Here is a 25,254-nt window from a genome sequence, read left to right on the forward strand (position 1 = left end):
AATATGTCGGATTTTTTTGCACACGAAACAGCTGTAGTCGACGAAGGATGTAAGATAGGAGCCGGAACTAAAATCTGGCACTTTTCACATATCATGCCGGATTGTATTTTAGGAGAAAAATGTAATATCGGTCAGAATGTAGTGATTTCCCCTAAAGTAGTTTTAGGAAAAAATGTGAAAGTTCAGAATAACGTTTCTATTTATGAAGGTGTTACATGCGATGATGATGTTTTTTTAGGACCTTCTATGGTTTTTACCAATGTTATTAATCCAAGAAGTGCAGTCAACAGAAAAAACGAATATCTGAAGACACGTGTAGGGCAAGGAGCTTCTATAGGTGCTAATGCAACCATTATTTGTGGGCATGACATCGGAAAATATGCCTTCATTGGAGCTGGAGCAGTAGTGACAAAAGAGGTCCCTGATTATGCCTTAGTGGTAGGAAATCCTGCAAAACAAATGGGTTGGATGAGCGAATTTGGACAGCGCCTTAATTTCAATGAAGAGGGCATTGCCATATGTGGTGAAAGTGGAGAACAATATAGACTCGACAATAATAAAGTTTCGAAAATTTAAAAAAATGCAAATAGCTGAAAAAATAAAATTTGCAGTAATAGGCTGCGGGCATATCGGGAAAAGACATGCCGAAATGATCTCAAGAAATGATGAATGTGAGCTTGTAGCTCTCATTGACGTAAAGGATAAATCTGTTTTAGGAATCGAAAGCTATGATGTGCCTTTTTTTGCATCATTAGATGAATTTTTGAAATCCGGAATTGAGGTGGATGTCATTAATATTGCTTCTCCAAACGGATTCCATTTTGAACAGTCTTATAAAGCAATTGATGCCGGAAAACATATTGTTGTAGAAAAGCCAATGGCTTTGAACAAACAGGATGCTGAAAAGCTTATTTTTCAGGCACTACACAAGCACAAGCAGGTTTTTGCAGTAATGCAAAATCGTTATTCTCCACCTTCTGCATGGATAAAAGAGATGGTAGAAAGCGGAAAACTTGGTGAAATATATATGGTTCAGCTTAATTGCTACTGGAATCGTGACGACAGATATTATAAGCCTGAATCATGGCATGGGAAACTCGATTTGGATGGTGGAACACTATTTACACAGTTTTCACACTTCATCGATATCATGTATTGGTTATTTGGCGATATCACTAATGTCAAAGGAAAATTTGCAGATTTTAATCACGCAAATCTTACCGATTTTGAAGATTCAGGTTTTGTAAGCTTTGATTTTGTAAACGGTGGAATGGGATCTTTAAATTATTCTACCTCCGTATGGAATCAGAATCTTGAAAGTTCCATGACTATTATTGCTGAAAATGGTGCCGTAAAAATTGGTGGTCAGTATATGGATAAAGTAGAAGTTTGTAATGTAAAAGATTATGTTATGCCAGAATTAGCCCCTACAAATCCAGGTAACGATTATGGAGCATATAAAGGTTCTGCTGCAAACCACCACTATATTATTGAAAATGTAGTAGATGTATTGAAAGGAAGAAATACAATTACTACAAATGCACTGGAAGGCTTGAAAGTAGTAGATATTATTGAAAGAATTTACCATTTAAAAAACTAATTATGTTGTCAAATTTTGTTCCGCTGGCAAGCCCAGATATTAATGAAACAGATATCAACCGTGTTGTGGATGTTTTAAAATCAGGAATGTTGGTACAAGGAGAAAATGTAGGTTTATTAGAAAACTTTTTCTCAGATTATTTGGGAGCAGAGCATGCTTCAGCTTTAAGTAACGGAACTTCTACCTTACACCTTGCATTAGTTACCTTGGGAATCGGTCCTGGTGATGAAGTGATCGTTCCCGCATTCAGCTATGTAGCTACAGCTAATGTAGTAGAGTTAGTAGGAGCGAAATGCGTTTTTGTAGATATTGATGAAAATACATTCAACATCGATATTAATAAAATAAAAGAGGCTATTACTCCAAATACAAAAGCTATCATTCCGGTTCACGAGTTTGGTTTAGCTTGCGATATAGAAAATGTAGTGAATATTGCTAAAGAGCACAATCTATATGTTATTGAAGATGCAGCATGTGCTTTGGGAGCTACTCAGAACAATAAAAAAGTAGGAACATTCGGTGATTTTGGTTCGTTCTCGTTACACCCTCGTAAAAGTATTACAAGTGGGGAAGGAGGTATTCTGACAACGAATAATGCGGATTATTCATCTAAAGTAAGAATCCTTAGAAACCATGGTATTGAAATGCAGGATGGTAAAATGGAATTTGTGGAAGCAGGATACAACTACAGAATGACTGATTTTCAGGCAGCTTTAGCTCATAGTCAAATACAAAGGCTTGACCACATTCTTACATTGAAGCAGACTTTGGCTGATGTCTATTTATCCGAAATCAAAAATCCAAAAATTACTTTACCAGTAGTACCTGAAGGAAGAAATCATACATGGCAGACTTTCCATGTTCTGATTGATGATAGCTTAAAACAAAGTGAAGTATTGGAATTTTTAAGGAATAATAAAATTGGAGCCAATTATGGTGCTCAGTGTATTCCTGCTATGAAGTACTACGCAGACAAATATAAATTGGATTATAAAGAAAAATTTCCGAATGCTTATAAGGCTTATTCTAAGGGAGTTGCTGTACCATTGTACGAGAAACTTACGGAAGATACGGTTTATAAGATCTCACAAATATTAAATACGATATAACTAATCTTAAAATAAATTATTTCAAATGATAACTAACAAAACGATTTTTATTACTGGAGGAGCAGGATTCATTGCAAACACTCTAATTAAGCATTACATAGAGAACAATAAAATTGTTGTTTATGATAACTTTCACAGAGATACTTTGAGTTCAAGCGGTGTGGCGAATCACGCAAATTTGACAATTATCAAAGGTGATGTTTTAGATTTGCCATTTTTGACAGAAAGTATGAAAGGTGCTGATGTTGTTGTACATGCAGCGGGTATTGCAGGTATTGATACTGTAATTAAAGATCCTGTAAGAACAATGAGTGTAAACATGATCGGTACAGCAAATGCTTTGGAAGCTGCAAAAACAAACGGAGTAACAGACAGGTTTATTGACTTCAGTACTTCTGAAATTTTTGGTAGCCATGCTTTCAAAAGTAGAGAAGAAGATACGGCAGTTTCAGGAAGCGTAGGTGAAGCAAGATGGGTATATGCTGTAAGTAAGCTTGCAGGAGAACACTTGGCTCACGCATACTACAAACAACACGCACTTCCAGTGGTTACAGTAAGACCTTTTAACGTATATGGTCCTGGACAAACAGGAGAAGGTGCTTTACAGATCTTCATCAAAAAAGCACTTAAAAATGAAGATATATACATCTACGGAGATGGTACAGCGATTAGAGCTTGGTGTTTTGTTGATGATTTTGTAGACTGTCTAATCAGATGTATCGAAGATCCTAAAGCGGTTGGAGAAAGTTTCAACTTAGGAAATCAGAGAACAGTTATTACAACTCTTGGATTAGCTGAATCTGTTTGCAGAGTATTGAAAAGCAGCAGTAAAATTATTTTTAAAGAAGCTTTAAGTGCTGATATCGAGATGAGAATTCCAAGCGTAACAAAAACAAGAGAAATTTTAGGTTTTGAAGCTAAAGTAGATCTTGAAGAAGGTATCTTGAAAACAGCTGAATACTTTAAAACTATACTATAGTGATCCTCAATAGAATTAAAAAAATAATTACAGATTCTATTGGCAATTTATCTTTGAATTTAGAGGGACTGAATGTCCTGACGGAAGTTGGTTCCGGATTTTTTATATTTACTCCTGTCATTGCTAAAATGGCAAAGGCCGAAAAGATCTTTGTGGTAGTCAATGATACCGCATATGGAAAAGGAGAAGATATAATCAATGAATTGAAAGAAATACTTAAAACTTGGAATATTGATGATTCTAACTTTTTCTTTTCTATTAATTCAGTGCCAGAGCATTTCTTGCAGGAAGCAGATATTGTAACAAACTCCGGGCATTTAAGACCTCTAAATGAAAGTAAATTAAAACATACAAAAAATACCTGTGTAATTCCTGTTATGTATGAAAAATGGGAACTGCGGCCTAGTGATATTGATGTAGATTATTGTCAACAGAAAGGAATAAAGGTCGCAGGAACATGGGAAAATCATCCTAGTGTTAAAATTTTCGATTACTGCAAACATTTAATGTTGAAACTGATTTTTGATGCAGGCTTTGAAGTAAAAGGAAATAAGATTATAATTTTTGGTGATGATCATTATGGTACGCTATTGGAAAAAGCTTGCCGCGATCTGGAAGCTGAGAAAGTAATCCTTACACGGGATAAAGATGTGGTGGTGGAAAATGTTTCAGATGCTGATTTTATTTTCTTTGCAGATTATAATAACAAACAAAAATTGCTTACAGATTCAGAAAGCTTATTTGATGTGAAAGCAATTAAAGAACTTAATGATTCTGTTTCCATTATTCATTTAGCAGGGGAAATTGATGACGAATTTGTGAAAGAGAACGGAATAAATATATTTCCCGATAAAAAGGGATACCCGCAGAGAATGACAGAAACACTGGCATATCTGGGGCCGTTACCGATTCTTATGCTGCAAACTGCTGGTCTTAGAGTGGGAGAGTGTCTTCTAAAAAATGACCTATCCAACGAATTAGTACAACTTTTATAATATCAATGATTATGTTGACCAATCAAAAAATCCATTCGGTTATCAATTTAAAATTCAAAAAAGAAGATGTGAACTTTCAAAAATTAGCATTAGCTAATTCTGATATTCCGGGAACATTAACTTTCTTGGATGATACCAAGTTTATAAGCCAGATTAATAATAATACCAACATTACTGGTGTCATTACTACTGAAGCTTTAGCTGAAAAACTGGATGGCAAAGAAGTTTTGATTTCTGATTGTCCCAGGTTTGATTTCTTCACACTAATGAATGTTATTTCTAAAGAAGAATATAAAAAAGAAGACAGCCAGATATCAGAAACAGCTTTCATTTACAGAACAGCCTATGTTTCCGACTATAACGTTAAAATAGGAAAAAATACAATAATAGAACCTAATGTGACAATTTTCGCTGATGTAGAGATTGGAGATAACTGTATCATTAGGGCCGGAGCTGTTGTAGGAAGTGAAGGTTTTGAAGTTAAAAGAACTGAAAAAGGAGTATTAACGGTTTTCCACGACGGTAAAGTTATACTGGGAAACAACGTGGAAGTAGGTGCAAATACAGCCATAGATAAAGGATTCAGTTTTAGAAATACAATCATTGAGGATGATGCTAAAATAGATAACCTAGTGCACGTGGCCCATGGAGTTACTATCAGAAAAAGAGCTCTTGTGGTAGCTGGAACTGTTTTAGGTGGTTCATCTATTATTGGTGAGGATGCATGGACGAGTATTAATGCCTCTATTGCACCAGCTGTAGAAGTAAAATCCAAGGGTTTTGTATCTATGGGAGCTGTTGTCACAAAAAATGTAGAAGAAGGACAGCAGGTTACCGGAAATTTGGCAATAGATCATCATAAGTTTATGACTATTTTCAAAAATAACTTAAGAAATAACTCATAGAAATATAGTACTTGAAAGCTATTAACAAACAAATACGAGATATTATTCTTCTATGTATACCTGAGTACATAGCAGGCTTTTCTATCTTCGCCATTTTGGTTTTTTTCTCAAAGAAAGCCTCTTTGGCAGAGATAGGAGAGCTTACCTATGCCAATACAGTGGCACAGCTTATTGCGAGTATGCTGGCAGTAGCTCTTCTCACTACAATGAGACGTGATTTTACCTTGAAAGAATGGCTAAGAGATAAGCAGGTATTTTCATTGTATATCATAAGAAGTATTATATTTTTGATTATCCTTATCATAGGAGCTTTTCTTTTTAAATTTGAATTGATCTCTCAAATCGTTTTTGTGATGATCATTTCAAGAAATATAGATTCATTATCAGAAACCTATTATTATACATTATTGTCTAAAAACAGTTATATTAAATTTTCGATTCTTAAAAGTTTTCATTATTTGTCGCTGATAGCTAGTGTATTGACGGGGGTAATGCAAGGTTTTAATATTCATCAGATTGTATATCTGTTTCTGTTAAATAGTGTGTTATGGGCGCTGATTAACTTTATTCTTCTGTTTTTTGAGGAGAATATTACACGAAGGTTTTTTATTCTTAATAAGTATCAGAAGAACCTTTTTAAAAGAGCTTTCCCATTGCTGTTAAGCAGTGTCGTATACTTGCTTTCTACACGTTTGAATATACTGATTGTAAAAAAAATATGTAACCCTGAAGACTTTGGGCTCTTTAGTATTATCATAACTTTACTGGGGGTATTTTCTATATTTACAAGTGCAATAAGTAACTTTTTCATCAATCAGCAGGTTGGATGGTACAAATCTTCATCTGCTTTGCTGAAAAATAGAGTAATAAAACTTACCGGGCTTTTTTTCTTATTAGGAGTAGCGGGGGTAGTGGGTATCTATTTTCTCTCGGATTATGTAAATTACTTATTCAAGAATTTTGATATGAAGAGAGTATGGCTACTAAAGCTATCAATGGTTTCGATAATTGTATACTTCCTTCAGATTCCTTATAATTATATATTTACCATTTTGGATAAGAATAAACTTGCGCTCTATTTCTCTATAACAATGATTTTAGTGGCATCTGCGCTCTATTATTCATTTACGGTATTCTATGGACTGGAAGGAGCTGTTTGGGCATTGTTGATCTATAATGTTTTTTGGTGTACTGCTTTATTCCTGGTGTCTATGAATATCATCAATAAACAAATTTTAAAAGAAAAAAATGGCTAATATATTAATCGCTACAAATACATTGTGTTTTGGGGGAGCAGAAAGCTTTTCTGTTCAGTTATATGAGCAGCTAAGCCAGCAGAATCATCATGTTTCCTATGCAATATTTTCAGACGATACAAAAATTTTGGATAGGTTTCCCAACGTTCCAGCAAATAAAATACATAAATTCAGTACAGAGAATAAAACTAACTTCTTTAAAATGCTGTCCAGTATTTTTGACGTAAAAAAGTACTTGGAAAAAAACAAAATAGATATTATATACTGTTGCCAGCCACATTCTGCGTTTGTCTTTTGGATTTTGAGACTATTTAATAAAAATATTAAAGTAGTTTATATCACAATGCATGTCTATGAAAATGCTGATGCTAAAGAAAAATGGATATGGAAAACAGGAATTCCTAACAAAGGAACAGATATTTTTATCGGTTTGAGTGAGTATTTGGGACTTCAGTTGAAAAATAAAAATAAAGTTGATGCATCCAAAATTTTAATTAACCGTTTGCCAGTTGATATTGACAAATTTAAAGTTGATGATAAGGCTAAAAGAACCAAGTTTAACCTCCCTCTTGACAAAAAAATTGTAGGAGTATGCTGCAGACTGTATCCTATTAAAAGAGTTCACCTTTTTGTTGAAGCATTCAGACATATTCAGGATGAGAATATAATAGGTGTTATTTATGGTGAAGGAACGGAAAAAGAAGAACTGTCCAGATTAATAAATCAATATAATCTTTCTGAAAAAGTTTTTTTGAACCCTTTTATTGATAATGCGAATGAAGTAATTCCAATGTTTGACCTCTATCTTCAGACAGGAAGTGGTCCGAATCTGGGGTTGGTTACACTAGAGGCATTCAGTTCCGGAGTTCCGGTTATTATGATTGCAGATAATGAAGAAGAAGTATTTATGATAAACGATACCTACTGTAATGAAAAGGTAGGAGAAATAGCTACTTCTGATCCGAAGAATATTGCTTTAAAAGTAAAAGAGATTTTAAATGACCCGAATAGTGATGAGTTTTCTGTAACTTGTAGGCGTTTGGCAGAAGAAAAATACTCATGGCCAGCTTTTCTTTCAGTTAATAATAAAATGTTAGATCAGATTAAATGATATTTTTTATAATACTTTATATCGTTTTTATTCTTTTTATTTTTATGTTTGTTAGAAAACACTATAAAATATTTGGATATAAAAAATATGATTTCCTATTACCAATAAATATTTTATTGTTTTTTTCGGTATTGGCAATTCCATATATGTTTTATATTGTGGATCATCCGGAAGTCATTTATACACCTATAAACTTAAATAACTTAAACGATTTATTGTTTAAGTATATTATCCTGCACGTCTTTTGTATTCTACTCTTTATGGCCGGAACCGTGTCGTTCTGGAAAAAATTCCTGAGTTCAGCAATTGGAGAATTAGATGTAATAGTAGTTACCCCCAGTAAAAATCTGATATTTTTATTGAGTATTATCTTCTATATGCTGTTTGTTTACAACATGAAATCTTTACAGATTGATGATCTTTTTCAGATCTTTATCAAGAGAAATGAGAACATCAGTAAGCTGGGATACATTTATTTTACTCAGCAGATTGTTGGTTACTATGTATTGTATCTTTATCTTTTAAAAGATAAATTAAATACCGTACAGAAAATTAATTTGGGGGTATTTTTTATAGCTTTCCTTATCTCTTCACTTCTTACCGGAGGGCGTACTCAAATAGCCTATATGCTTGTATTTTGTTTCATTGTGATACAGATTAAGAAACCTATATCTATTAAACAATTTCTTAAACCAAAATATCTTGTGTTTGCTGGCCTTTTCTTGTCAGTAATGTATATTATTCCAAAGTTCAGAGGAACAGCAGCCTGGAATAATGAAGGTGTAGTATCTGTACTGACAACAAAAGATGATAACTCTTACCAGTCTCATCAGTTGATGTCTGACCTTAGTGGTTTAGATAGATATCTGTTTGTAATGGATATGTTCGATAAAAATGGATTTTGGTATGGAGAAGGTTATATGGACGTGGTAAAGATTGTGCTCCATCCTTTTATAAGAGGGGATATTAATAAATTACCCAAAGGAGATGATGGTCTTTATCTTGCCGTAATGTCTTATGAAAAAAGATATATTGATAAACCTTATAGAGTAGATGATGACTATATGACCTCTTTTCCCCCGGGAAATTATGCTGCTTACATGAATTTTGGAGCCATCGGTCTGTTAATTGCCTACTTTTTGCTTGGTGGGATAGCCAATACCCTTTATGAAGGATGTAAAAAAGGAAGGTTTAAATATATCTATTTTTATACCCTATTTATTTCAGGATCTATCGCATTTTCAAATATAGCAATTCTTAGTCTAATTATTAACTTTATTACCCTGTTGATTGTATTTGTCATCATTAGAATTTTCAGCCCGGGTAATGTAAAACTTCAAAAATGAAATTTGTTTTAATGGGGGTAAAATCCTCCTCTAAAAATATAAGCGGCCAGTCTATATGTTTTGATATGCTTTTGGACGGTTTGAGAACACAGAATATTCCGTTCAGATATATTACCGTAAGTGTAGATACAGATAGTAATTTTCAAAAAGTACAGGAATATCTTACTGCTTGTATCAAACTGATCTATTTTTATCTGACAACTATCGGAAAATCAAAGATGATCTACATTGCGGTCGCTCAGTCTAAACTTGGATTTTACAGAGATTTCATGTTTATCTGGATCTCTAAATTGTTCGGAAAAAAAGTGGTAGCACATCTGCATGGCGGTAATTTTAAAACCTTTTATCAGGAGCAATCTCCTTTTCTTCAGAAAGTGATTAAGAAGACTTATGATCAGTGTGACTGCATTATTGTGTTGTCCAGAGTGTATGTTGATCTTTTTGATTTTGTTGATAACTATAAAGAAAAGGTAAAAGCCGTTCCTAACGGAATTCCGGAGTTTAATGATAATCAGCCGGTTCAAAAATCATATGATCAGAACAAACCAATCATCCTGTATCTTTCTAATCTTATTGAAAGTAAAGGATACCTGGATGTGTTACATTCATCTCTGATTCTGAAAGAAAAATATAATATTTCTCCACAGGTTTATTTTTGTGGAAACTTTCTAAGCAGTTCAGATGATTTAACTTTTGATAACATTGAAAAAGCAAAGGATTACTTTCATAATTTTGTGAAGGAGAATAATCTGGAAGAAAATGTTGTTTATAAAGGGTTGGTAAAAGGAGATGCCAAAGATCAGCTTTTAAAAGATGCCAATTTCTTAATTTTACCTACCAATTACAATGCAGAAGGTCAGCCCATATCTTTAATAGAAGGATTAAAGAATGGCTGTGTATTGATTACAACCAAATACAGAGATATTCAGTATATGAATATGGATAAAGAAACCGGTTTCTTTGTAAACTATAACAGTCCGGATGCTATTGCTGAATCTATAAGTAAATTGAATGAAGAAGACTTTAAAAAAATGAGTTTAAATGCTCAGAAACATTTTAAGAATAGTTATTCTTTTATCAGTCATTATAATAATATGTTAAAAATTTTCGATGAATATTCAAAATAAAGTATTACTCATTACCGGAGGAACAGGTTCTTTCGGAACAGCAGTTCTTAGAAAATTTATCAATACAGATCATTTCAAAGAGATCCGTATTTTTTCCCGTGATGAGAAGAAGCAGGATGATATGAGAAATCAGTTTAAAAGTGATAAACTGAAATTCTATATCGGAGATGTAAGAGATTACAGAAGTATTGAACCAGCCATGAGAGGAGTAGACTACGTTTTTCATGCAGCAGCTTTGAAGCAGGTTCCTTCATGTGAATTCTTCCCTATGCAGGCGTTAAAAACCAATGTAGAAGGAACACAGAATGTAATTGATGCTGCTGCTGCGAATCATGTTAAAAAAGTAATTTGTTTAAGTACAGATAAAGCTGCCTATCCTATCAATGCTATGGGGATTTCCAAAGCTATGATGGAGAAAGTTGCAGTTGCAGCTTCCAGAAATCTGGAAAATACTACAGTTTGCCTTACAAGATATGGAAACGTTATGGCATCTAGAGGTTCTGTGATTCCATTATTTATAAAGCAAATCAAAAATGGTGATCCTATTACCATTACAGATCCAAAAATGACCCGATTTTTAATGTCACTGGAAGAAGCAGTAGATCTTGTTTTATTTGCTTTTGAAAATGGAAACTCAGGAGATTTATTTGTGAATAAGGCACCCGCTGGAACTATTGGTGATCTGGCACAGGCGCTGAAAGAAATGTTTAAAGCTGACAATCCTATAAAAGTAATCGGAACAAGACATGGAGAAAAACTGTATGAAACTCTTTGTACCCGTGAAGAAATGCTCAAGGCAGATGATATGGGAGATTTCTACAGAATTCCAGCAGATAACAGAGATCTGAATTATGCACAATATTTTTCTGAAGGTGCAGAGGATATTTCCAAAATAGAAGATTATCATTCTCATAATACTGAACAACAGGATGTAGAAGGTATGAAAAATCTTCTTTTGAAACTTCCTTTGATCAGAAAAGAAGTGTTAGGAGAAGATATAATGCAATATCCGGATTAGAAAATGAATATTCCAGCAATTATTGAAGGCGGAAAATATGAAGATGAAAGAGGAAGCCTGTTTTTCAATAATGACTTTGATGCTTCTGCAATAAAAAGAATCTATTGCATTGAAAACAACAGCACCGAATATACAAGAGGATGGACAGGGCATACAACTGAGCAGCGCTGGTTTATTGCCTCTCAGGGGTCTTTTAAAATCAAATTAATTAAAATTGATCACTGGGATACTCCCTCAAAAGACCTTGAAGTGCTGACGTTTTATTTGACTTCCGAAAAATTAGACGTGCTTCATATGCCGGCTGGATACGCCTCAGCAATTGAAGCTAAAGAAAAAGGAGCGAAACTTTTAGTAATGGTAAACTATTCTTTAGGAGAAATTGATGACGATCATCGTTTCCCTTCAGATTACTTTGAAAATATATAATGATGAGAAAAATCGGAATCACCGGACAAAATGGCTTTGTGGGCTCCCACTTATACAATACATTGGGACTAAAGCCTGATCAATATGAAAGAATTGAATTTGAAAGATCTTTCTTTGACAATTCTGCTCAGCTTGATGAATTTGTAAAGCAGTGTGATGTTATTGTACATCTTGCAGCAATGAATCGCCACCCGGATCCTGAAGTGATCTTCAATAATAATATTGAACTGGTAAAAAAATTGACTGATTCTCTGGAAAGAACAGAATCGAAACCTCATGTATTATTTTCATCATCTTCTCAGGAAGATAGAGATAATCTGTACGGGAAATCAAAAAAGAAGGAAGAGAACTTTTTGCAGATTGGGCCCAAAAAACCGGAGGAAAATTTACAGGAATGATTATTCCTAATGTTTTCGGACCTTTTGGGAAACCAAACTACAACTCTTTCGTTGCTACGTTTTGCTACAAACTTACACATGGTGAAACTCCTGTTATTGATAATGACGGGGAAGTAAAACTGATTTACGTAGGAGAACTTGTTCAGGAAATCATCAGTCAGATAGAAGTGGCAGATACCAAAGAACTTTACGAGGTAGAGCATACTTCAGTGAATAAGGTTTCTGAAGTACTGGCAAAACTTGAAAACTATAAAAAATTATATTTTGATAATGGTGAGGTTCCGCAGCTTACATCAGATTTTGATCTGAACCTGTTCAATACTTTCCGTTGTTATTTTGATATCAAAAACCATTATCCTGTAAAATTTACACAACATACAGATCCAAGAGGAGCTTTTGTTGAGGTGATCAGATTGGGAATAGGTGGCCAATGCTCATTCTCTACAACTGTTCCGGGAATTACAAGAGGAGATCATTTTCATACAAGAAAAATTGAAAGATTTGCAGTAATAAAAGGAGAAGCACTTATTCAGTTAAGAAAAATTGATACAGATGAAATCTTCGATTTTTATTTGAAAGGTGATGAACCGGGTTATGTAGATATGCCTATTTGGTATACACACAACATCAAGAATATTGGAAATGAAGATCTATATACTATTTTCTGGATTAATGAAGCATTCAATCCTGAAGATCCAGATACCTATTTTTTAAAAGTATAATGAATGTATACACCATTTGTTTTTTCCATTGTATTCTATGTGTTTACAACATTGCTGGTTGCAGCTATTGTGATTGATAGCTATACAAAAAAACAGTTATTGGTTGTAAACAGAAATACTGGCTATTTTTATCTTATTCCCCTATTTCTAATTGTACTTATTGGTTTTAGACCTGTTGGTATTACAGGTTTTATGGATTCTGAGATGTACCGGGAGTTTTTTGACATAGCACGTGTCGAAGGAATCTCTCCGATGCCTAATAAGGATATTATTTTTGGATATTTTATTTTACTCACTTCATACATTACCAATGAAAGAGGTTTTTTTGTCATTTGTAGCTTATTGTCTACAAGCTTATTGATATTAATTTCAAAACGAGTCTCTAAGAAGTATTGGGTATTATTTTTTATCTGCCATACAGTTTCACTGTATTATTGGAATTATAATGTAGTTGGCTTTAGACAAGGCATAGCATCTGGTATATTTCTATATGCCATTTTTGTTCAAAATAAATGGTGGAAATACTTACTAATGTTACTAGCCTTTGGAACTCATTTTTCATTGGGGCTTCCCATAATGGCATATTTAATTTCTATGTTTGTTGATAAAGTAGATAAAAAATTTTACTGGGTTTGGGGATTATCAATTCCTATTTCTTATTTTTTTGGAATTAAGATAGAATATGCTGTGGCAAAAATGATCCCGGATGAGAGAGCTCGTTATTTTATTGAAAATATGAATGAACAGGTATTTCGTTGGGATATGATTGCATACAGTTTGGTTATAATGGCGATATCTTATTATTTTATTTTTATTGAAAAAATAAAAGATTTGACCTATCATAGAATAGTGAATATTTTTATTTTTTCAAACACTATATTTTTATTTTTAGTAAGAGTAAACAATGTCCATAGATTTGCTTATTTATCTTGGTTTTTAGCTTCATTGATTGTTTTTTATCCATTCTTTATAACAGATGGAGAAAGACTAAAGAACAAATACAAGGTATTTTCGCAAACTCTATTGGCATTTTCTATCTTTGTACTAATTCATTTTATAAAATTAAATTTTTTCTGAGTATATGAGGAAATTAAAAGTAATGACAGTCGTAGGAACGCGACCAGAGATCATTAGATTATCAAGAGTATTATCAGCTTTAGATACTTCTGAAGCGGTAGAACATATTATCGTCCATACAGGACAAAATTATGATTACGAACTGAATCAGATTTTCTTTGAAGATCTAGGACTTCGTAAACCGGATTATTTTCTAGAAGCAGCAGGAAAAACAGCAACCGAAACGGTTGGAAATATTTTGATTAAAATAGATCCGCTTCTTGAAGAACTAAAACCGGATGCATTTCTTGTATTGGGAGATACCAACTCATGTCTTTGTGCTATTCCTGCCAAAAAAAGACAAATTCCTATTTTTCACATGGAAGCAGGAAACAGATGTTTTGATCAGCGTGTTCCGGAAGAAACGAATCGTAAAATTGTTGACCATACTGCTGATGTTAATCTTACCTATTCAGATATAGCACGTGAATATCTTTTGAGAGAAGGCCTTCCTGCAGACAGAATCATTAAAACAGGTTCTCCAATGTATGAAGTTTTGAATCACTACTTACCTCAGATTCAAAGTTCAGATGTTCTCAGCAGACTCAATCTTGAAGAAGGAAAATATTTTGTAGTATCATCTCATAGAGAAGAAAACATTAACTCTGAAAAGAATTTTGAGGGGTTGATGGAAAGTCTAAATCAGATTGCTGAAAAATTTGGATATCCTATTATTGTTTCTACACATCCGAGAACAAGAAATATGATTGATAAAAAACAGATTCAGGTAAGACCTGAAATTCAGTTTTTGAAACCTCTTGGATTCCATGACTATAATGCTCTGCAGATGAGAAGCTATGCCGTATTATCAGATTCAGGGACAATCTCAGAAGAATCATCAATCCTTAACTTCAGAGCACTGAATATCAGAGATGCCCACGAAAGACCAGAAGCTATGGAAGAAGCATCTGTGATGATGGTAGGGTTATCACCTGAAAGAATATTGCAGGGGCTTGTTCAGCTTCAGCAGCAGAAAATCGGAAAAGAAAGAAATTACAGACCTGTATCAGATTATTCTATGCCAAATGTTTCCGAAAAAATGGTAAGAATTATTTTGAGTTATACTGATTATGTAAATAGAACAGTTTGGAGTAAAAGATAATTATGAAAATAGCTTTTTGCACAATTGCCGATCAAGCCACAATGTATAGAAGTTTGATTGAGGAATTTAAAAATCAAGGTCATGAAGTTACCGTTATTGCACCTATTTATGAGAAAGAAACAGAATATATAGAAAAAGATGGGATAAAAACACTTTTTTTTAATTCTTTACCTATTCTTAATACAGGTCTTATAAAAAGAGGAATAGGAAATATACTTTTCCCTTACAAGTGTTTAAAAGCAATAAAGAAGAATATTAAAAAAGAAAAGTTTGATCTGATCCTTATGACTACACCACCATTAGGATTTTTTGAGCCCATCAGATATTTAAAAAAGGTTAATAAAAATGCCAAATTTTACATTATTTTGAGGGATATTCATCCTGAAGGAGCAAAGCTTGTAGGATTGCACAAAATAAAACCCCTTTTTTACTACTTTAGAACCATTGAAAAGAAATTATATGATTTAGCCGATTATATCGGATGTATGTCACCAGGTAATATAGAGTTTTTAAAAGAGAAAAACCCTCAGCTTGATTTTCAAAAACTTAGACTGTTACCCAATTGGGAACCTGCTACAGAATTTATAAACCCTGATCAAAACTTTTTAAAAAAATATAACTTTGAAAATAAATTCATCGTGGTTTTTGGTGGAAATATGGGAATAACGCAAAATCTCGATATATTTTTGCAGCTGGCAAAAGAAAAGGAAAACCTTGAAAATGTTTTGTTTCTCCTTATTGGTACCGGAACTGAAATGGAAAGACTTAAAAATAAGTCTTTGGAGCTGAAACTAAAAAATACCCTTTTCCTGAATCAAATTCCGAGAGATGATTATAATGAATTGATGAAAAACTGTGCTCTAGGATTTATATCACTAAGTCCTAAAGTTCATATCCCCAATTATCCATCCAAAAGCTTAGGATATTTGGGAGCGAAACTTCCAATTCTTGCCTCCATTGATGCTATTACAGATTATGGCCAGGATTTATTAGATAAATACAACTGTGGTTTGTGGTCGCTTGCAGATAATTTTGATCATCTGTCCAAAAATTTCGATACTTTGTATAATAATAAAGATTTAAGAATGCAAATGGGTGAGAACGGTTATGAGGCTTTGAAAAATTTCTCTCCCGAGATTACTTATGAAAAAATAATAAAAACTTATCAGAGTGGAAATTCAGGTATATAAGACGTTTGAAATTAGCGATGATTTGTGGGATAAGATTGTTTTATCCTTCAATGAATCTTTCGAACAAAGTCATATGACAAAGAAAGATCTTATTTCCGGAGCAACTTCTGATAGCTTTGGCTATTCTTACCATGCGGTGTGTGTAGATAATGATAGAGTGGTAGGCTTCAATTCCATCATCCCTAATTATTATTTTTACAATAAGCAAAAAATAAAAATGGGATACAGTGGAAGTACTTTTGTCATCAAAGAATACAGAAAAAATATGATGATTCTGAGAGATATGATGAAAAAGCTTGAAGCAAAATGCAAGGAAGATGATATCAAAGCCTTTTTGGCGGTACCAAATTCCAATTCATTATTGTATTTTAAAAAAATCTTGAAATATGACGATATTGCCGAGCTTCCATATTATATTTTACCTGTTAGTATCAGCAAAATTTTAAAAAAACCAGGCCTTAAAATACTTGATTTTTTTATAAAGATATTTTGTATGGTAAATATTTTCTTAAATAAAATTTTTTCCAGCTTATTTAATACAAGGCAGGAAAAGAAACAGTATGTAGTAGATTACAATACAGACTTTAATAAAAACAGGTTTTCACATTCAAGATACAAAACCATACAAAAAGATGGAATAGAGTTCAGTTATACAATATATAATGAGGATGGTGTAAAAACTGCTTATTTAATGGATTTTCATCAAAATTATATAAAATCGCGTATTTCTTTGATAAAAAGTATTTCTCATATATATTTTAATGAAGATATTGATGCCATTTTATTTATCGGAACAATGAATTTCTTTCAGACGGTTTTATGTAAAGTTCCTGCAAAGTATGAACCCAAAAAACTACCTTTAACGGTAAAAATTCTTAACAAACAGGATAAAGAAAATTTTGTAGATTATAATAAAATCGACAATTGGGACTTTTCTTTAATTAATTTTGATGTACGATGAAAATACTCTCATTTGATATTGAAGATTGGTGGGTATACGACCACTATTCAATAGGTAATAGTAAAGATTATTTGCCAAGATTAGATAATTATCTTGATGAAATATTGGATATGTTGGAGCTAATGAATACTAAAGCTACATTTTTCTGTCTGGGGAAAGTAGCAGAAAGCCATCCGTATGTCATTAAAAAAATACACAGCCGAGGTCACCATATAGGATGCCATTCTTACAGCCATCAATTTTTAATAGACTTGGATTATAAAGAAGTGGAAGCTGATACGGAAAAGGCAGTACATCTATTGGAAGATATAATCGGTGAAAAGGTCTTTGCTTACAGAGCTCCTGCATTTTCTATCACTGAAAAAAATAAATGGGTGATAGAGATTCTGGCCAAATACGGGATTACACACGACTGTTCAATTTTCCCTGCGAGTAGAAGTTTTGGTGGTTTTCCTTCTTTCAAAACCAATAGACCAGCCATGCTGGATTTTAATGGGATTAAAATGAAAGAGTTTCCTATGTCAACAGCAAAAATTATGGGAAAAGAGATTGCATATTCCGGAGGGGGCTATTTCAGACTTTTACCTTATCGTAAAATAAAACAAATTGTAGACAGCCAGGATTATGTCATGACTTATTTCCATATTAAGGATTTTGATAAATATCAGAAGAAAAGTTTTGCTTCGCTTAGTAATGAATCTGCTTTAGCCAGATATTTTAAAGACTATTATGGATTAAAGAATAGTTATAAAAAGTTTACAAAATTGATACACGACAATGATTTTATTGACCTGTTGGAAGCTGACAAGCTAATAAACTGGAACGAAAATCATATTAATATCTAAAAAATGCAATCTATGAAACCACAATATATTTATCGAAATTATACAGTAGAATATTTATTTGACAGCTTACATCATTTTAGCGGTTATGGAGATGTATCTCCGGCGTTAGATCATAAAGAGCAAACTGTTTTTTACCAGCTTAACCCTTCCTTTACTCCGGAAGAACAGATCATGGAAATCGAAGATATTAAATCTAAAATTTCATTTATTATAAATCTGAATCAGGAAGCCAGAATTGCTGTTGTAACATTATATAGAAATGTACTTTCTGGTTGGGAAACCAAGAATAATGAGCTTTTAAATGCAATTGATGATTTTAATATCAATTTCTTAGGGGCTTTGATCAGTGAAAATAGAAATGTGAAAATTATCGATATTAATACCTTTTTCCAAAGCCAGAATATTTCGCTAATTGACTGGAGATTCTTTTTTACTTCTCAAATGATTATTAATCCTAAACTTGCAAAAAATTTTAAGACATGGTTTGCAAAGCAAATAAGTGGGCTCGATCTTAAAAGAAAAAAATGTATCGTCCTAGATTGTGATAATACCTTGTGGGGAGGAGTAGTAGGAGAAGATGGAACATTTGGTATTAAACTCGGGATGGATTATCCGGGTCTTTGTTTTAAATCTTTTCAGAACCTACTGCTCATGTTGTCTAAAAAAGGAGTAATTCTTACCGTATGCAGCAAAAATAATGTAAAAGACGTTCAGGATGTATGGGAAAATAATACGAACAATATTATAAATGATACATGCCTTTCTGCTTATAGAATTAATTGGAACGACAAAGCATCAAATATAAAGTCGATGGCTGAAGAGCTTAATATAGGTCTTGACAGTTTTGTATTTATCGATGACAATCCTGTAGAAAGAGGATTAGTGAAAGAGTTTTTGCCAGAAGTAGAAGTTCCGGATTTTCCTGAAAAATCTTATGATTTGGTTGACTTTTTCTGGAAAATTTATAACGACTATTTTTCTGTATATGAGCTTTCTAATGAAGATTTGAAAAAGACGCAGCAGTATAAAGAAAATTTTGTCCGTTCAGAAACTAAAAAAGCCTTTGAAAATATGGACGAATATTTGTCCAGTCTTGAAATAGAAATAGATATTTTTAATGGTGGCGAACAAAATATTCAGCGTATTGCGCAGATGACCCAAAAAACAAATCAGTTCAATCTTACCACAAAACGGTATACAGAACAGGAGCTGTTTCAAGTAATAAAAGATGGAGGAAGCATTTATTGTGCAAATGTAAAGGACAAATTCGGAGATAACGGAATTACCATCGCCGGAATTTTTAAAGAAGATAAAAATAATATCTTTGTAGACTCTTATCTCTTAAGTTGTAGAATACTTGGACGGGATATTGAAAAGGTTGCTCTGATAAAAATTCTGGATCAGTTAATTACAACAAATGATAAGAAAATATTTGCTGAATTTATTCCGACCTCTAAAAATGCTGTAGCAGAAAAATTTTTAGAAGATGTTGGATTTGAGCTTATTGAAACAGAAGATAACGGAACAAGAAAATACGCAGCAAATAAAGAAAATCTTTTTAAAGCTAAAGAATATTATAAAGTAAATTATTGTTAAAAAAATAAAGACATGGAAGAAAAAGTAAAAGAAATAATGGCAGGGGTTTTTGAAGTTAATGTAAATGAATTACCTGAAAATATCAATCAGGAAAATTTTGAAGATTGGACTTCGATAAAACATCTTACCCTTATTGTTGAAATTGAAGAAGAATTTGATAAGGCATTTGAGCCTGAAGAAATTTCTGAGATGACCTCTCTGAGTAAAATTATTGAATATATAAGCAAATAATCCTAAGTTTTCTTATTTACCAAACTGATATGTATTGTTTTTTTTAAAGAGAGTTATTGATTTTGTAGTAGCTTTGGCGGGATTACTTATAGTGAGTCCTATATTTTTATTTGTTTTAATAGCTCTGGCTATTGCGAATCAGGGGAAACCCTTTTTCTTTCAAAAAAGACCAGGTAAAAATGGTAAGATATTTACCATTATAAAGTTCAAAACGATGACTGATAAAAAGGATACTAATGGAAACCTTTTATCAGATGCTGAAAGATTAACCGCTGTAGGAGCTTTTGTCCGTAAAACATCTTTGGATGAAATCCCACAACTAATCAACGTACTCAAAGGAGATATGTCACTTATTGGGCCAAGGCCCCTTTTGGTACAGTATTTACCACTATATAATGACCATCAGGCACGAAGACATAACGTAAGACCGGGAATTACTGGATGGGCTCAGGTAAATGGTAGAAACGCTATTTCCTGGAATCAGAAATTTGATTACGATGTATGGTATGTAGAAAACATATCATTTATTCTAGATCTTAAGATATTTTTTCTTACCGCAAAAAAAGTGTTTATAAGAGAAGGCATTTCACAAGAAGGACAAGCAACTATGGAACCTTTTAAAGGAAGTATTTAAAATATGAAAAAAATAGCTATTATTGGAGCAGGGGGATTTGGACGTGAGGTGAAAATGCTGATCGATCATATCAACCAGAAAGACGAACAATTTGAAATTCAAGGTTTTTATGATGATAAACATTATGATCATGATATTAACGGAGTTCCTTACTTAGGGAAAATTGAAAAAATAAATGAAGTATATCATCCTTTGTGTATTACAGTTGCCATAGGTGATCCTAGAACAAAGAAAAAAATTGTAGAAAGTATCAATAATCCTAATATTGAATTTCCAACCTTAATACATCCATCGGTAATTATTGGTCAAGATAATACCAAAATTGGAAAAGGAAATATTATTTGTGCAGGGGTTATTATTACAGTAGATATTGAAATCGAAGATTTTGTAATTCTTAATCTGTCTTGTACAGTAGGACACGATACGAAAATTAAAAATTATTCTTCATTCATGCCAACAGTGAATATTTCAGGAGAAGTAATTATAAATGATTCCGTATACGTAGGAACCGGGGCAAAAATAATAAACCTTCTTGAAATTGGAGAAAATACTATTGTTGGAGCAGGCGCTGTAGTGTACAAAAGCCTTCCTGCAAACTGCACAGCAGTTGGAATTCCAGCCAAACCTATAAAATTTCACGAATAATATGGATACTAAAATCTGGTTGTCTTCTCCACATATGGGCGGCAACGAATTAAAATATATCAACGAAGCATTTGAAAAAAACTGGGTAGCTCCATTAGGGCCTAACGTGGACGGATTTGAAAATGATCTGGAACAGTTTTTAGGTGAAAATACAAAAATAGCAGCACTTTCTGCAGGTACTGCAGCATTGCACCTTTCTCTTATTGAATGTGGAGTAAAGCATGGCGACGAGGTCATCTGCCAGTCGATGACTTTCTCAGCTTCTGCCAATCCTATTGCGTATTGTGGAGCAACGCCTGTTTTTGTAGACAGTGAGCCGGATACCTGGAATATGTGCCCAAAAGCTTTAAAGGAAGCTATTGAAAACAGAATTCTAAAAGGAACAAGACCGAAAGCTATTATTGTTGTTCATTTATATGGTATGCCAGCAAAAATGGACGAAATTATCGCTATTGCTCAGGAATTCCAGATTCCTGTTATCGAAGATGCTGCAGAAGCCCTTGGTTCTACTTACAAAGGTAAAGCTTGCGGAACATTCGGACGTTTTGGAATCTTAAGTTTTAATGGAAACAAAATTATTACGACTTCTGGAGGAGGAGCTTTGGTTTGCCACACTCAGGAAGATAAAGATAAAACTGTTTTTCTTTCTACGCAGGCAAGAGATAATGCACCTCACTATCAACACTCACAGATTGGGTTCAATTACAGAATGAGTAATATCGTAGCAGGGATAGGAAGAGGACAAATGGAAGTACTTAAAGACAGAGTGGCAGCCCGAAGAGCGATGCATGATTTCTATCTTGAAGTATTTAAAGGAATTGAAGGAGTGACAGTATTTTCAGAACCTGGGAATGATTTCTATTCCAATCACTGGTTGTCAGCGGTGATTATTGATCCGAAAATTACAGGTAAAAACAGAGAAGATTTGAGACTTGCGCTTTTAGAAGATAATATTGAATCAAGACCTCTTTGGAAGCCGATGCATTTGCAGCCAGTATTTGCAAAGGCTCCTTATTACGGAGGAAATGTTTCCGAAAAACTTTTTGATAACGGATTGTGTCTTCCATCAGGCTCAAACTTGTCAGACGAAGACAGAATAAGAATAAAAAATATAATCCGTACTTACTTCGGAGTTTAATAATATTGGATTTCATGAATCAGTATAAACATTGGAAAGTGGTTTTCGATTTTATTTTAGCGGTAATATTGACCCTTTTTCTTATGCCTGTACTGATCGTGCTGTTTATCATTACAAGTCTGGATACCTCTTCCAATGGAATATTCTTTCAGACCAGAGTGGGGCAGTATGGAAAACCTTTTACCATTTTTAAATTTAAAACCATTCATGAACATAAGAGAACATGTTCCAAAATCGGGCAGACTCTTAGGAAATTTAAATTGGATGAATTTCCTCAATTGTTTAATATATTGAAAGGTGATATGAGTTTTGTTGGTCCCAGGCCTGATATCGAAGGATATTATGATAAACTTACCGGAACGGATAGAAAAGTTCTGGAACTGAAACCCGGGCTTACTTGTGAAGCAAGCATACAATATAGAGATGAGGAAAATCTTTTGAAAAACCAGAAAGATCCTTTGACCTATAATGATGAAATATTATTTCCGAATAAAGTAAAAATGAATCTTGATTATTTTGAAAATATGTCTTTCAAAAACGATACAAAGATTTTGTTTAAAACATTAATAACCACATTGAAATAGAGTTTTTTTACGATTATGAAAATTAAAGAAACCCCGCTTAAAGATTGCTATATCATAGAGCCTACTGTATTTGAAGATGAGAGAGGCTACTTTTTTGAAAAGTTCAACGAAAAAAAGTTCGAAGAATTAACAGGAATGAATGGTCACTTTGTACAGGATAATATTTCCAAATCGTCTTATGGCGTTTTGAGAGGACTGCATCTGCAAAAAGGAGAACATGCTCAGGCAAAACTAGTTTCCTGTCTTGAAGGAAGTGTATGGGATGTGGCGGTAGATCTTAGAGAAGATTCTCCTACATTCGGAAAATGGTTTGGAGTAGAGCTTACTGCTGAGAATAGATTACAGCTTTATGTACCGAGAGGTTTTGGGCACGGGTTTTCAGTGCTAAGTACCCATGCTGTATTTTCCTATAAATGCGATAACTTTTATAACAAAGAATCGGAAGGCAGCGTAAAATTCAATGATGCAGATCTTAATATTGACTGGAAAATTGATGAAAGAGACACTTTACTTTCGGAGAAGGATCAGAATGCACCCGGATTTAAAGAAAAAAACTTTTAAAGTATACCCTTGAAAACCACTTTTTTAAAGTGGTTTTCATTTTTTAATTCTTAACTCTTCAATATTTCGTATCTTTGCACACTCAAAATCAAAACGATGCGTACAAAATCTGTAGGGAAGAAGAAAATCAATGTAGTCACTCTTGGATGTTCCAAGAATGTATATGATTCTGAAGTATTAATGAGCCAGCTGAAAGCCAACGGCAAAGAAGTGGTTCACGAAGACCGTGGCGACATTGTAGTCATCAATACCTGCGGATTTATAGATAATGCTAAAGAAGAATCTATCAACACCATTCTTGATTATGTAGAAGCTAAAAACAGAGGTGAGGTTGAAAAAGTATTCGTTACAGGATGTTTGTCAGAAAGATATAAACCAGATTTGATAAAAGAAATTCCGGATGTAGATCAGTATTTTGGAACAAGAGACCTTCCAATGCTGTTAAAACATCTTGGAGCAGATTATAAACATGAGCTGGTAGGAGAAAGAATGACAACGACTCCAAAACATTATGCTTACCTTAAGATCTCGGAAGGTTGCGACAGACCATGTTCTTTCTGTGCGATCCCATTGATGAGAGGAGGTCATATTTCAACTCCTATCGAAAAACTCGTTTTGGAAGCTCAGAAACTGGCTAAAAAAGGAACAAAAGAACTGATTCTTATTGCACAGGATCTTACCTACTATGGTCTGGATCTGTATAAAAAAAGAGCTTTAGGAGACCTTTTAAAAGAATTGGTAAAAGTAGAAGGAGTAGAGTGGATTCGTCTTCATTATGCTTTCCCAAGCGGATTCCCTGAAGATGTTCTGGATATTATCCGTGAAGAACCTAAAGTTTGCAATTATATAGATATTCCCCTTCAGCATATCAATTCAGATTTGTTGAAATCTATGAAGAGAGGAACTACGCATGAGAAAACTGATGCTCTTTTAGGAAAATTCAGAGATAAAGTTCCTGATATGGCTATCAGAACAACACTTATCGTTGGATATCCTGGCGAAACACAAGAAAGATTCCAGGAGCTTAAAGACTGGGTGAGAGAGCAGAAGTTTGACAGATTAGGCTGCTTTACTTATTCTCATGAAGAAAATACAACGGCTCATGTATTGGAGGATGATGTTCCACAAGAGGTAAAAGAAGCACGAGTAGAGGAAATCATGGAGCTGCAGTCTCAGATTTCATGGGAAAAGAACCAGGAAAAAATAGGTAAAATATTCAGATGTATTTTTGACCGTAAAGAAGGTAATTATTTCATCGGAAGAACAGAGTATGACTCACCAGATGTGGATAATACAGTGATGGTTTCTGCTGAAGATACTTATATTTCTATAGGTGAATTTGCAGAGGTCAAAATTACTTCAGCTGAAGAGTTTGACTTATATGGAGAATTGGTATAGCTAAATATTTATTAACCAGTTGGATATAGAGTTTGTAAAATTAATATATTAATAAATTTTAACATAGAACTTTCTCTGCTGTTTGTTTTTATTTAATTGATAATCAAATTGTTAATATTTTGCAAAATTAAGATTTTTTAATTTTCTTTTTTATTTATATAAATTCAAAAATTATATCTTAAATTTGCGCAATAAGCAATGTTTTTAACATATGCTATCAATAAGTTAATTGTTGGAAATTGGGTTAAGATTCAATCAAAA

General features: G+C 33.3%; 25 protein-coding genes and 1 pseudogene. All 26 read left to right on the top strand.

What is annotated here, in order from left to right:
- The first annotated feature begins 3 nt into the window (after nucleotides 1-3).
- The 26 genes and pseudogenes from LF886_RS06650 (at nucleotide 4) to rimO (ending at nucleotide 24,993) form a co-directional block, all read left to right on the top strand.
- Nucleotides 4-576 (top strand): acyltransferase, encoded by a 573-nt coding sequence (locus tag LF886_RS06650; protein WP_236853401.1) that lies wholly within the window; start codon nucleotides 4-6, stop codon nucleotides 574-576.
- A 4-nt stretch (nucleotides 577-580) separates the two neighbouring features.
- On the top strand, nucleotides 581-1,600 hold the full coding sequence (locus LF886_RS06655; protein WP_236853402.1) for a Gfo/Idh/MocA family protein: 1,020 nt from the start codon (nucleotides 581-583) through the stop codon (nucleotides 1,598-1,600).
- 2 nt (nucleotides 1,601-1,602) lie between these two features.
- Nucleotides 1,603-2,709 (top strand): DegT/DnrJ/EryC1/StrS family aminotransferase, encoded by a 1,107-nt coding sequence (locus LF886_RS06660; RefSeq protein ID WP_236853404.1) that lies wholly within the window; start codon nucleotides 1,603-1,605, stop codon nucleotides 2,707-2,709.
- 25 nt (nucleotides 2,710-2,734) lie between these two features.
- Nucleotides 2,735-3,688, top strand: a complete 954-nt coding sequence (locus LF886_RS06665; RefSeq protein WP_236853405.1) for an NAD-dependent epimerase/dehydratase family protein — start codon at nucleotides 2,735-2,737, stop codon at nucleotides 3,686-3,688.
- The gene (locus LF886_RS06670; protein WP_236853407.1) at nucleotides 3,688-4,683 is read left to right on the top strand and encodes a hypothetical protein; all 996 of its coding nucleotides are present in this window, start codon (nucleotides 3,688-3,690) and stop codon (nucleotides 4,681-4,683) included. Before LF886_RS06665 ends, LF886_RS06670 begins: the two co-directional genes overlap by 1 nt.
- A gap of 11 nt (nucleotides 4,684-4,694) precedes the next feature.
- Nucleotides 4,695-5,588, top strand: a complete 894-nt coding sequence (locus LF886_RS06675; RefSeq protein ID WP_236853408.1) for a hypothetical protein — start codon at nucleotides 4,695-4,697, stop codon at nucleotides 5,586-5,588.
- A gap of 122 nt (nucleotides 5,589-5,710) precedes the next feature.
- Nucleotides 5,711-6,844 (top strand): hypothetical protein, encoded by a 1,134-nt coding sequence (locus tag LF886_RS06680; RefSeq protein ID WP_236853410.1) that lies wholly within the window; start codon nucleotides 5,711-5,713, stop codon nucleotides 6,842-6,844.
- Complete coding sequence (locus LF886_RS06685) at nucleotides 6,837-7,955, top strand: glycosyltransferase family 4 protein (RefSeq protein WP_236853411.1); 1,119 nt, start codon at nucleotides 6,837-6,839, stop codon at nucleotides 7,953-7,955. The genes LF886_RS06680 and LF886_RS06685 overlap by 8 nt, the downstream gene beginning before the upstream one ends.
- A 260-nt stretch (nucleotides 7,956-8,215) precedes the next feature.
- Complete coding sequence (locus LF886_RS06690) at nucleotides 8,216-9,301, top strand: O-antigen polymerase (RefSeq protein WP_236853413.1); 1,086 nt, start codon at nucleotides 8,216-8,218, stop codon at nucleotides 9,299-9,301.
- Nucleotides 9,298-10,428, top strand: coding sequence for a glycosyltransferase family 4 protein (locus tag LF886_RS06695; protein ID WP_236853414.1), 1,131 nt, complete (start codon nucleotides 9,298-9,300; stop codon nucleotides 10,426-10,428). The genes LF886_RS06690 and LF886_RS06695 overlap by 4 nt, the downstream gene beginning before the upstream one ends.
- Nucleotides 10,412-11,446: a polysaccharide biosynthesis protein gene (locus tag LF886_RS06700; protein ID WP_236853416.1), complete on the top strand. Its 1,035-nt coding sequence runs from the start codon at nucleotides 10,412-10,414 to the stop codon at nucleotides 11,444-11,446. Before LF886_RS06695 ends, LF886_RS06700 begins: the two co-directional genes overlap by 17 nt.
- A 3-nt stretch (nucleotides 11,447-11,449) precedes the next feature.
- A complete protein-coding gene (locus tag LF886_RS06705; protein ID WP_236853418.1) occupies nucleotides 11,450-11,872 on the top strand; it encodes a WxcM-like domain-containing protein in 423 nt (140 codons plus the stop codon).
- A 2-nt stretch (nucleotides 11,873-11,874) separates the two neighbouring features.
- Nucleotides 11,875-12,992 (top strand): annotated as a pseudogene (locus tag LF886_RS06710) (NAD-dependent epimerase/dehydratase family protein).
- 3 nt (nucleotides 12,993-12,995) lie between these two features.
- A complete protein-coding gene (locus tag LF886_RS06715; RefSeq protein WP_236853420.1) occupies nucleotides 12,996-14,069 on the top strand; it encodes an EpsG family protein in 1,074 nt (357 codons plus the stop codon).
- Nucleotides 14,070-14,073: 4 nt separating this feature from the next.
- Nucleotides 14,074-15,210: a non-hydrolyzing UDP-N-acetylglucosamine 2-epimerase gene (wecB, locus tag LF886_RS06720; RefSeq protein WP_236853422.1), complete on the top strand. Its 1,137-nt coding sequence runs from the start codon at nucleotides 14,074-14,076 to the stop codon at nucleotides 15,208-15,210.
- A gap of 2 nt (nucleotides 15,211-15,212) precedes the next feature.
- Nucleotides 15,213-16,400 (top strand): glycosyltransferase family 4 protein, encoded by a 1,188-nt coding sequence (locus tag LF886_RS06725; protein WP_236853424.1) that lies wholly within the window; start codon nucleotides 15,213-15,215, stop codon nucleotides 16,398-16,400.
- Nucleotides 16,381-17,361: a hypothetical protein gene (locus LF886_RS06730; protein WP_236853426.1), complete on the top strand. Its 981-nt coding sequence runs from the start codon at nucleotides 16,381-16,383 to the stop codon at nucleotides 17,359-17,361. The genes LF886_RS06725 and LF886_RS06730 overlap by 20 nt, the downstream gene beginning before the upstream one ends.
- Nucleotides 17,358-18,206 (top strand): polysaccharide deacetylase family protein, encoded by an 849-nt coding sequence (locus LF886_RS06735; RefSeq protein ID WP_236853427.1) that lies wholly within the window; start codon nucleotides 17,358-17,360, stop codon nucleotides 18,204-18,206. Before LF886_RS06730 ends, LF886_RS06735 begins: the two co-directional genes overlap by 4 nt.
- Before the next feature lie 12 nt (nucleotides 18,207-18,218).
- Nucleotides 18,219-19,802 carry an HAD-IIIC family phosphatase gene (locus LF886_RS06740; RefSeq protein WP_236853430.1) on the top strand — a complete coding sequence of 528 codons (1,584 nt, stop codon included), beginning with the start codon at nucleotides 18,219-18,221 and terminating at the stop codon, nucleotides 19,800-19,802.
- Between the two features lie 12 nt (nucleotides 19,803-19,814).
- A complete protein-coding gene (locus tag LF886_RS06745) occupies nucleotides 19,815-20,033 on the top strand; it encodes an acyl carrier protein (protein ID WP_236853432.1) in 219 nt (72 codons plus the stop codon).
- Between the two features lie 34 nt (nucleotides 20,034-20,067).
- The gene (locus tag LF886_RS06750) at nucleotides 20,068-20,667 is read left to right on the top strand and encodes a sugar transferase (protein ID WP_236853433.1); all 600 of its coding nucleotides are present in this window, start codon (nucleotides 20,068-20,070) and stop codon (nucleotides 20,665-20,667) included.
- 3 nt (nucleotides 20,668-20,670) lie between these two features.
- Nucleotides 20,671-21,312, top strand: a complete 642-nt coding sequence (locus tag LF886_RS06755; RefSeq protein ID WP_236853435.1) for an acetyltransferase — start codon at nucleotides 20,671-20,673, stop codon at nucleotides 21,310-21,312.
- Nucleotide 21,313: 1 nt separating this feature from the next.
- Nucleotides 21,314-22,450, top strand: coding sequence for an aminotransferase class I/II-fold pyridoxal phosphate-dependent enzyme (locus LF886_RS06760; RefSeq protein ID WP_236853437.1), 1,137 nt, complete (start codon nucleotides 21,314-21,316; stop codon nucleotides 22,448-22,450).
- A 14-nt stretch (nucleotides 22,451-22,464) separates the two neighbouring features.
- The gene (locus tag LF886_RS06765) at nucleotides 22,465-23,034 is read left to right on the top strand and encodes a sugar transferase (protein ID WP_236853439.1); all 570 of its coding nucleotides are present in this window, start codon (nucleotides 22,465-22,467) and stop codon (nucleotides 23,032-23,034) included.
- A 15-nt stretch (nucleotides 23,035-23,049) separates the two neighbouring features.
- Complete coding sequence (gene rfbC, locus LF886_RS06770) at nucleotides 23,050-23,595, top strand: dTDP-4-dehydrorhamnose 3,5-epimerase (RefSeq protein ID WP_236853441.1); 546 nt, start codon at nucleotides 23,050-23,052, stop codon at nucleotides 23,593-23,595.
- Between the two features lie 96 nt (nucleotides 23,596-23,691).
- On the top strand, nucleotides 23,692-24,993 hold the full coding sequence (rimO, locus tag LF886_RS06775) for a 30S ribosomal protein S12 methylthiotransferase RimO (RefSeq protein ID WP_236853443.1): 1,302 nt from the start codon (nucleotides 23,692-23,694) through the stop codon (nucleotides 24,991-24,993).
- The last annotated feature ends 261 nt before the right edge of the window (nucleotides 24,994-25,254 follow it).

This window comes from Chryseobacterium sp. MEBOG07, from assembly GCF_021869745.1.
Taxonomy (GTDB): Bacteria; Bacteroidota; Bacteroidia; order Flavobacteriales; family Weeksellaceae; genus Chryseobacterium; species Chryseobacterium viscerum.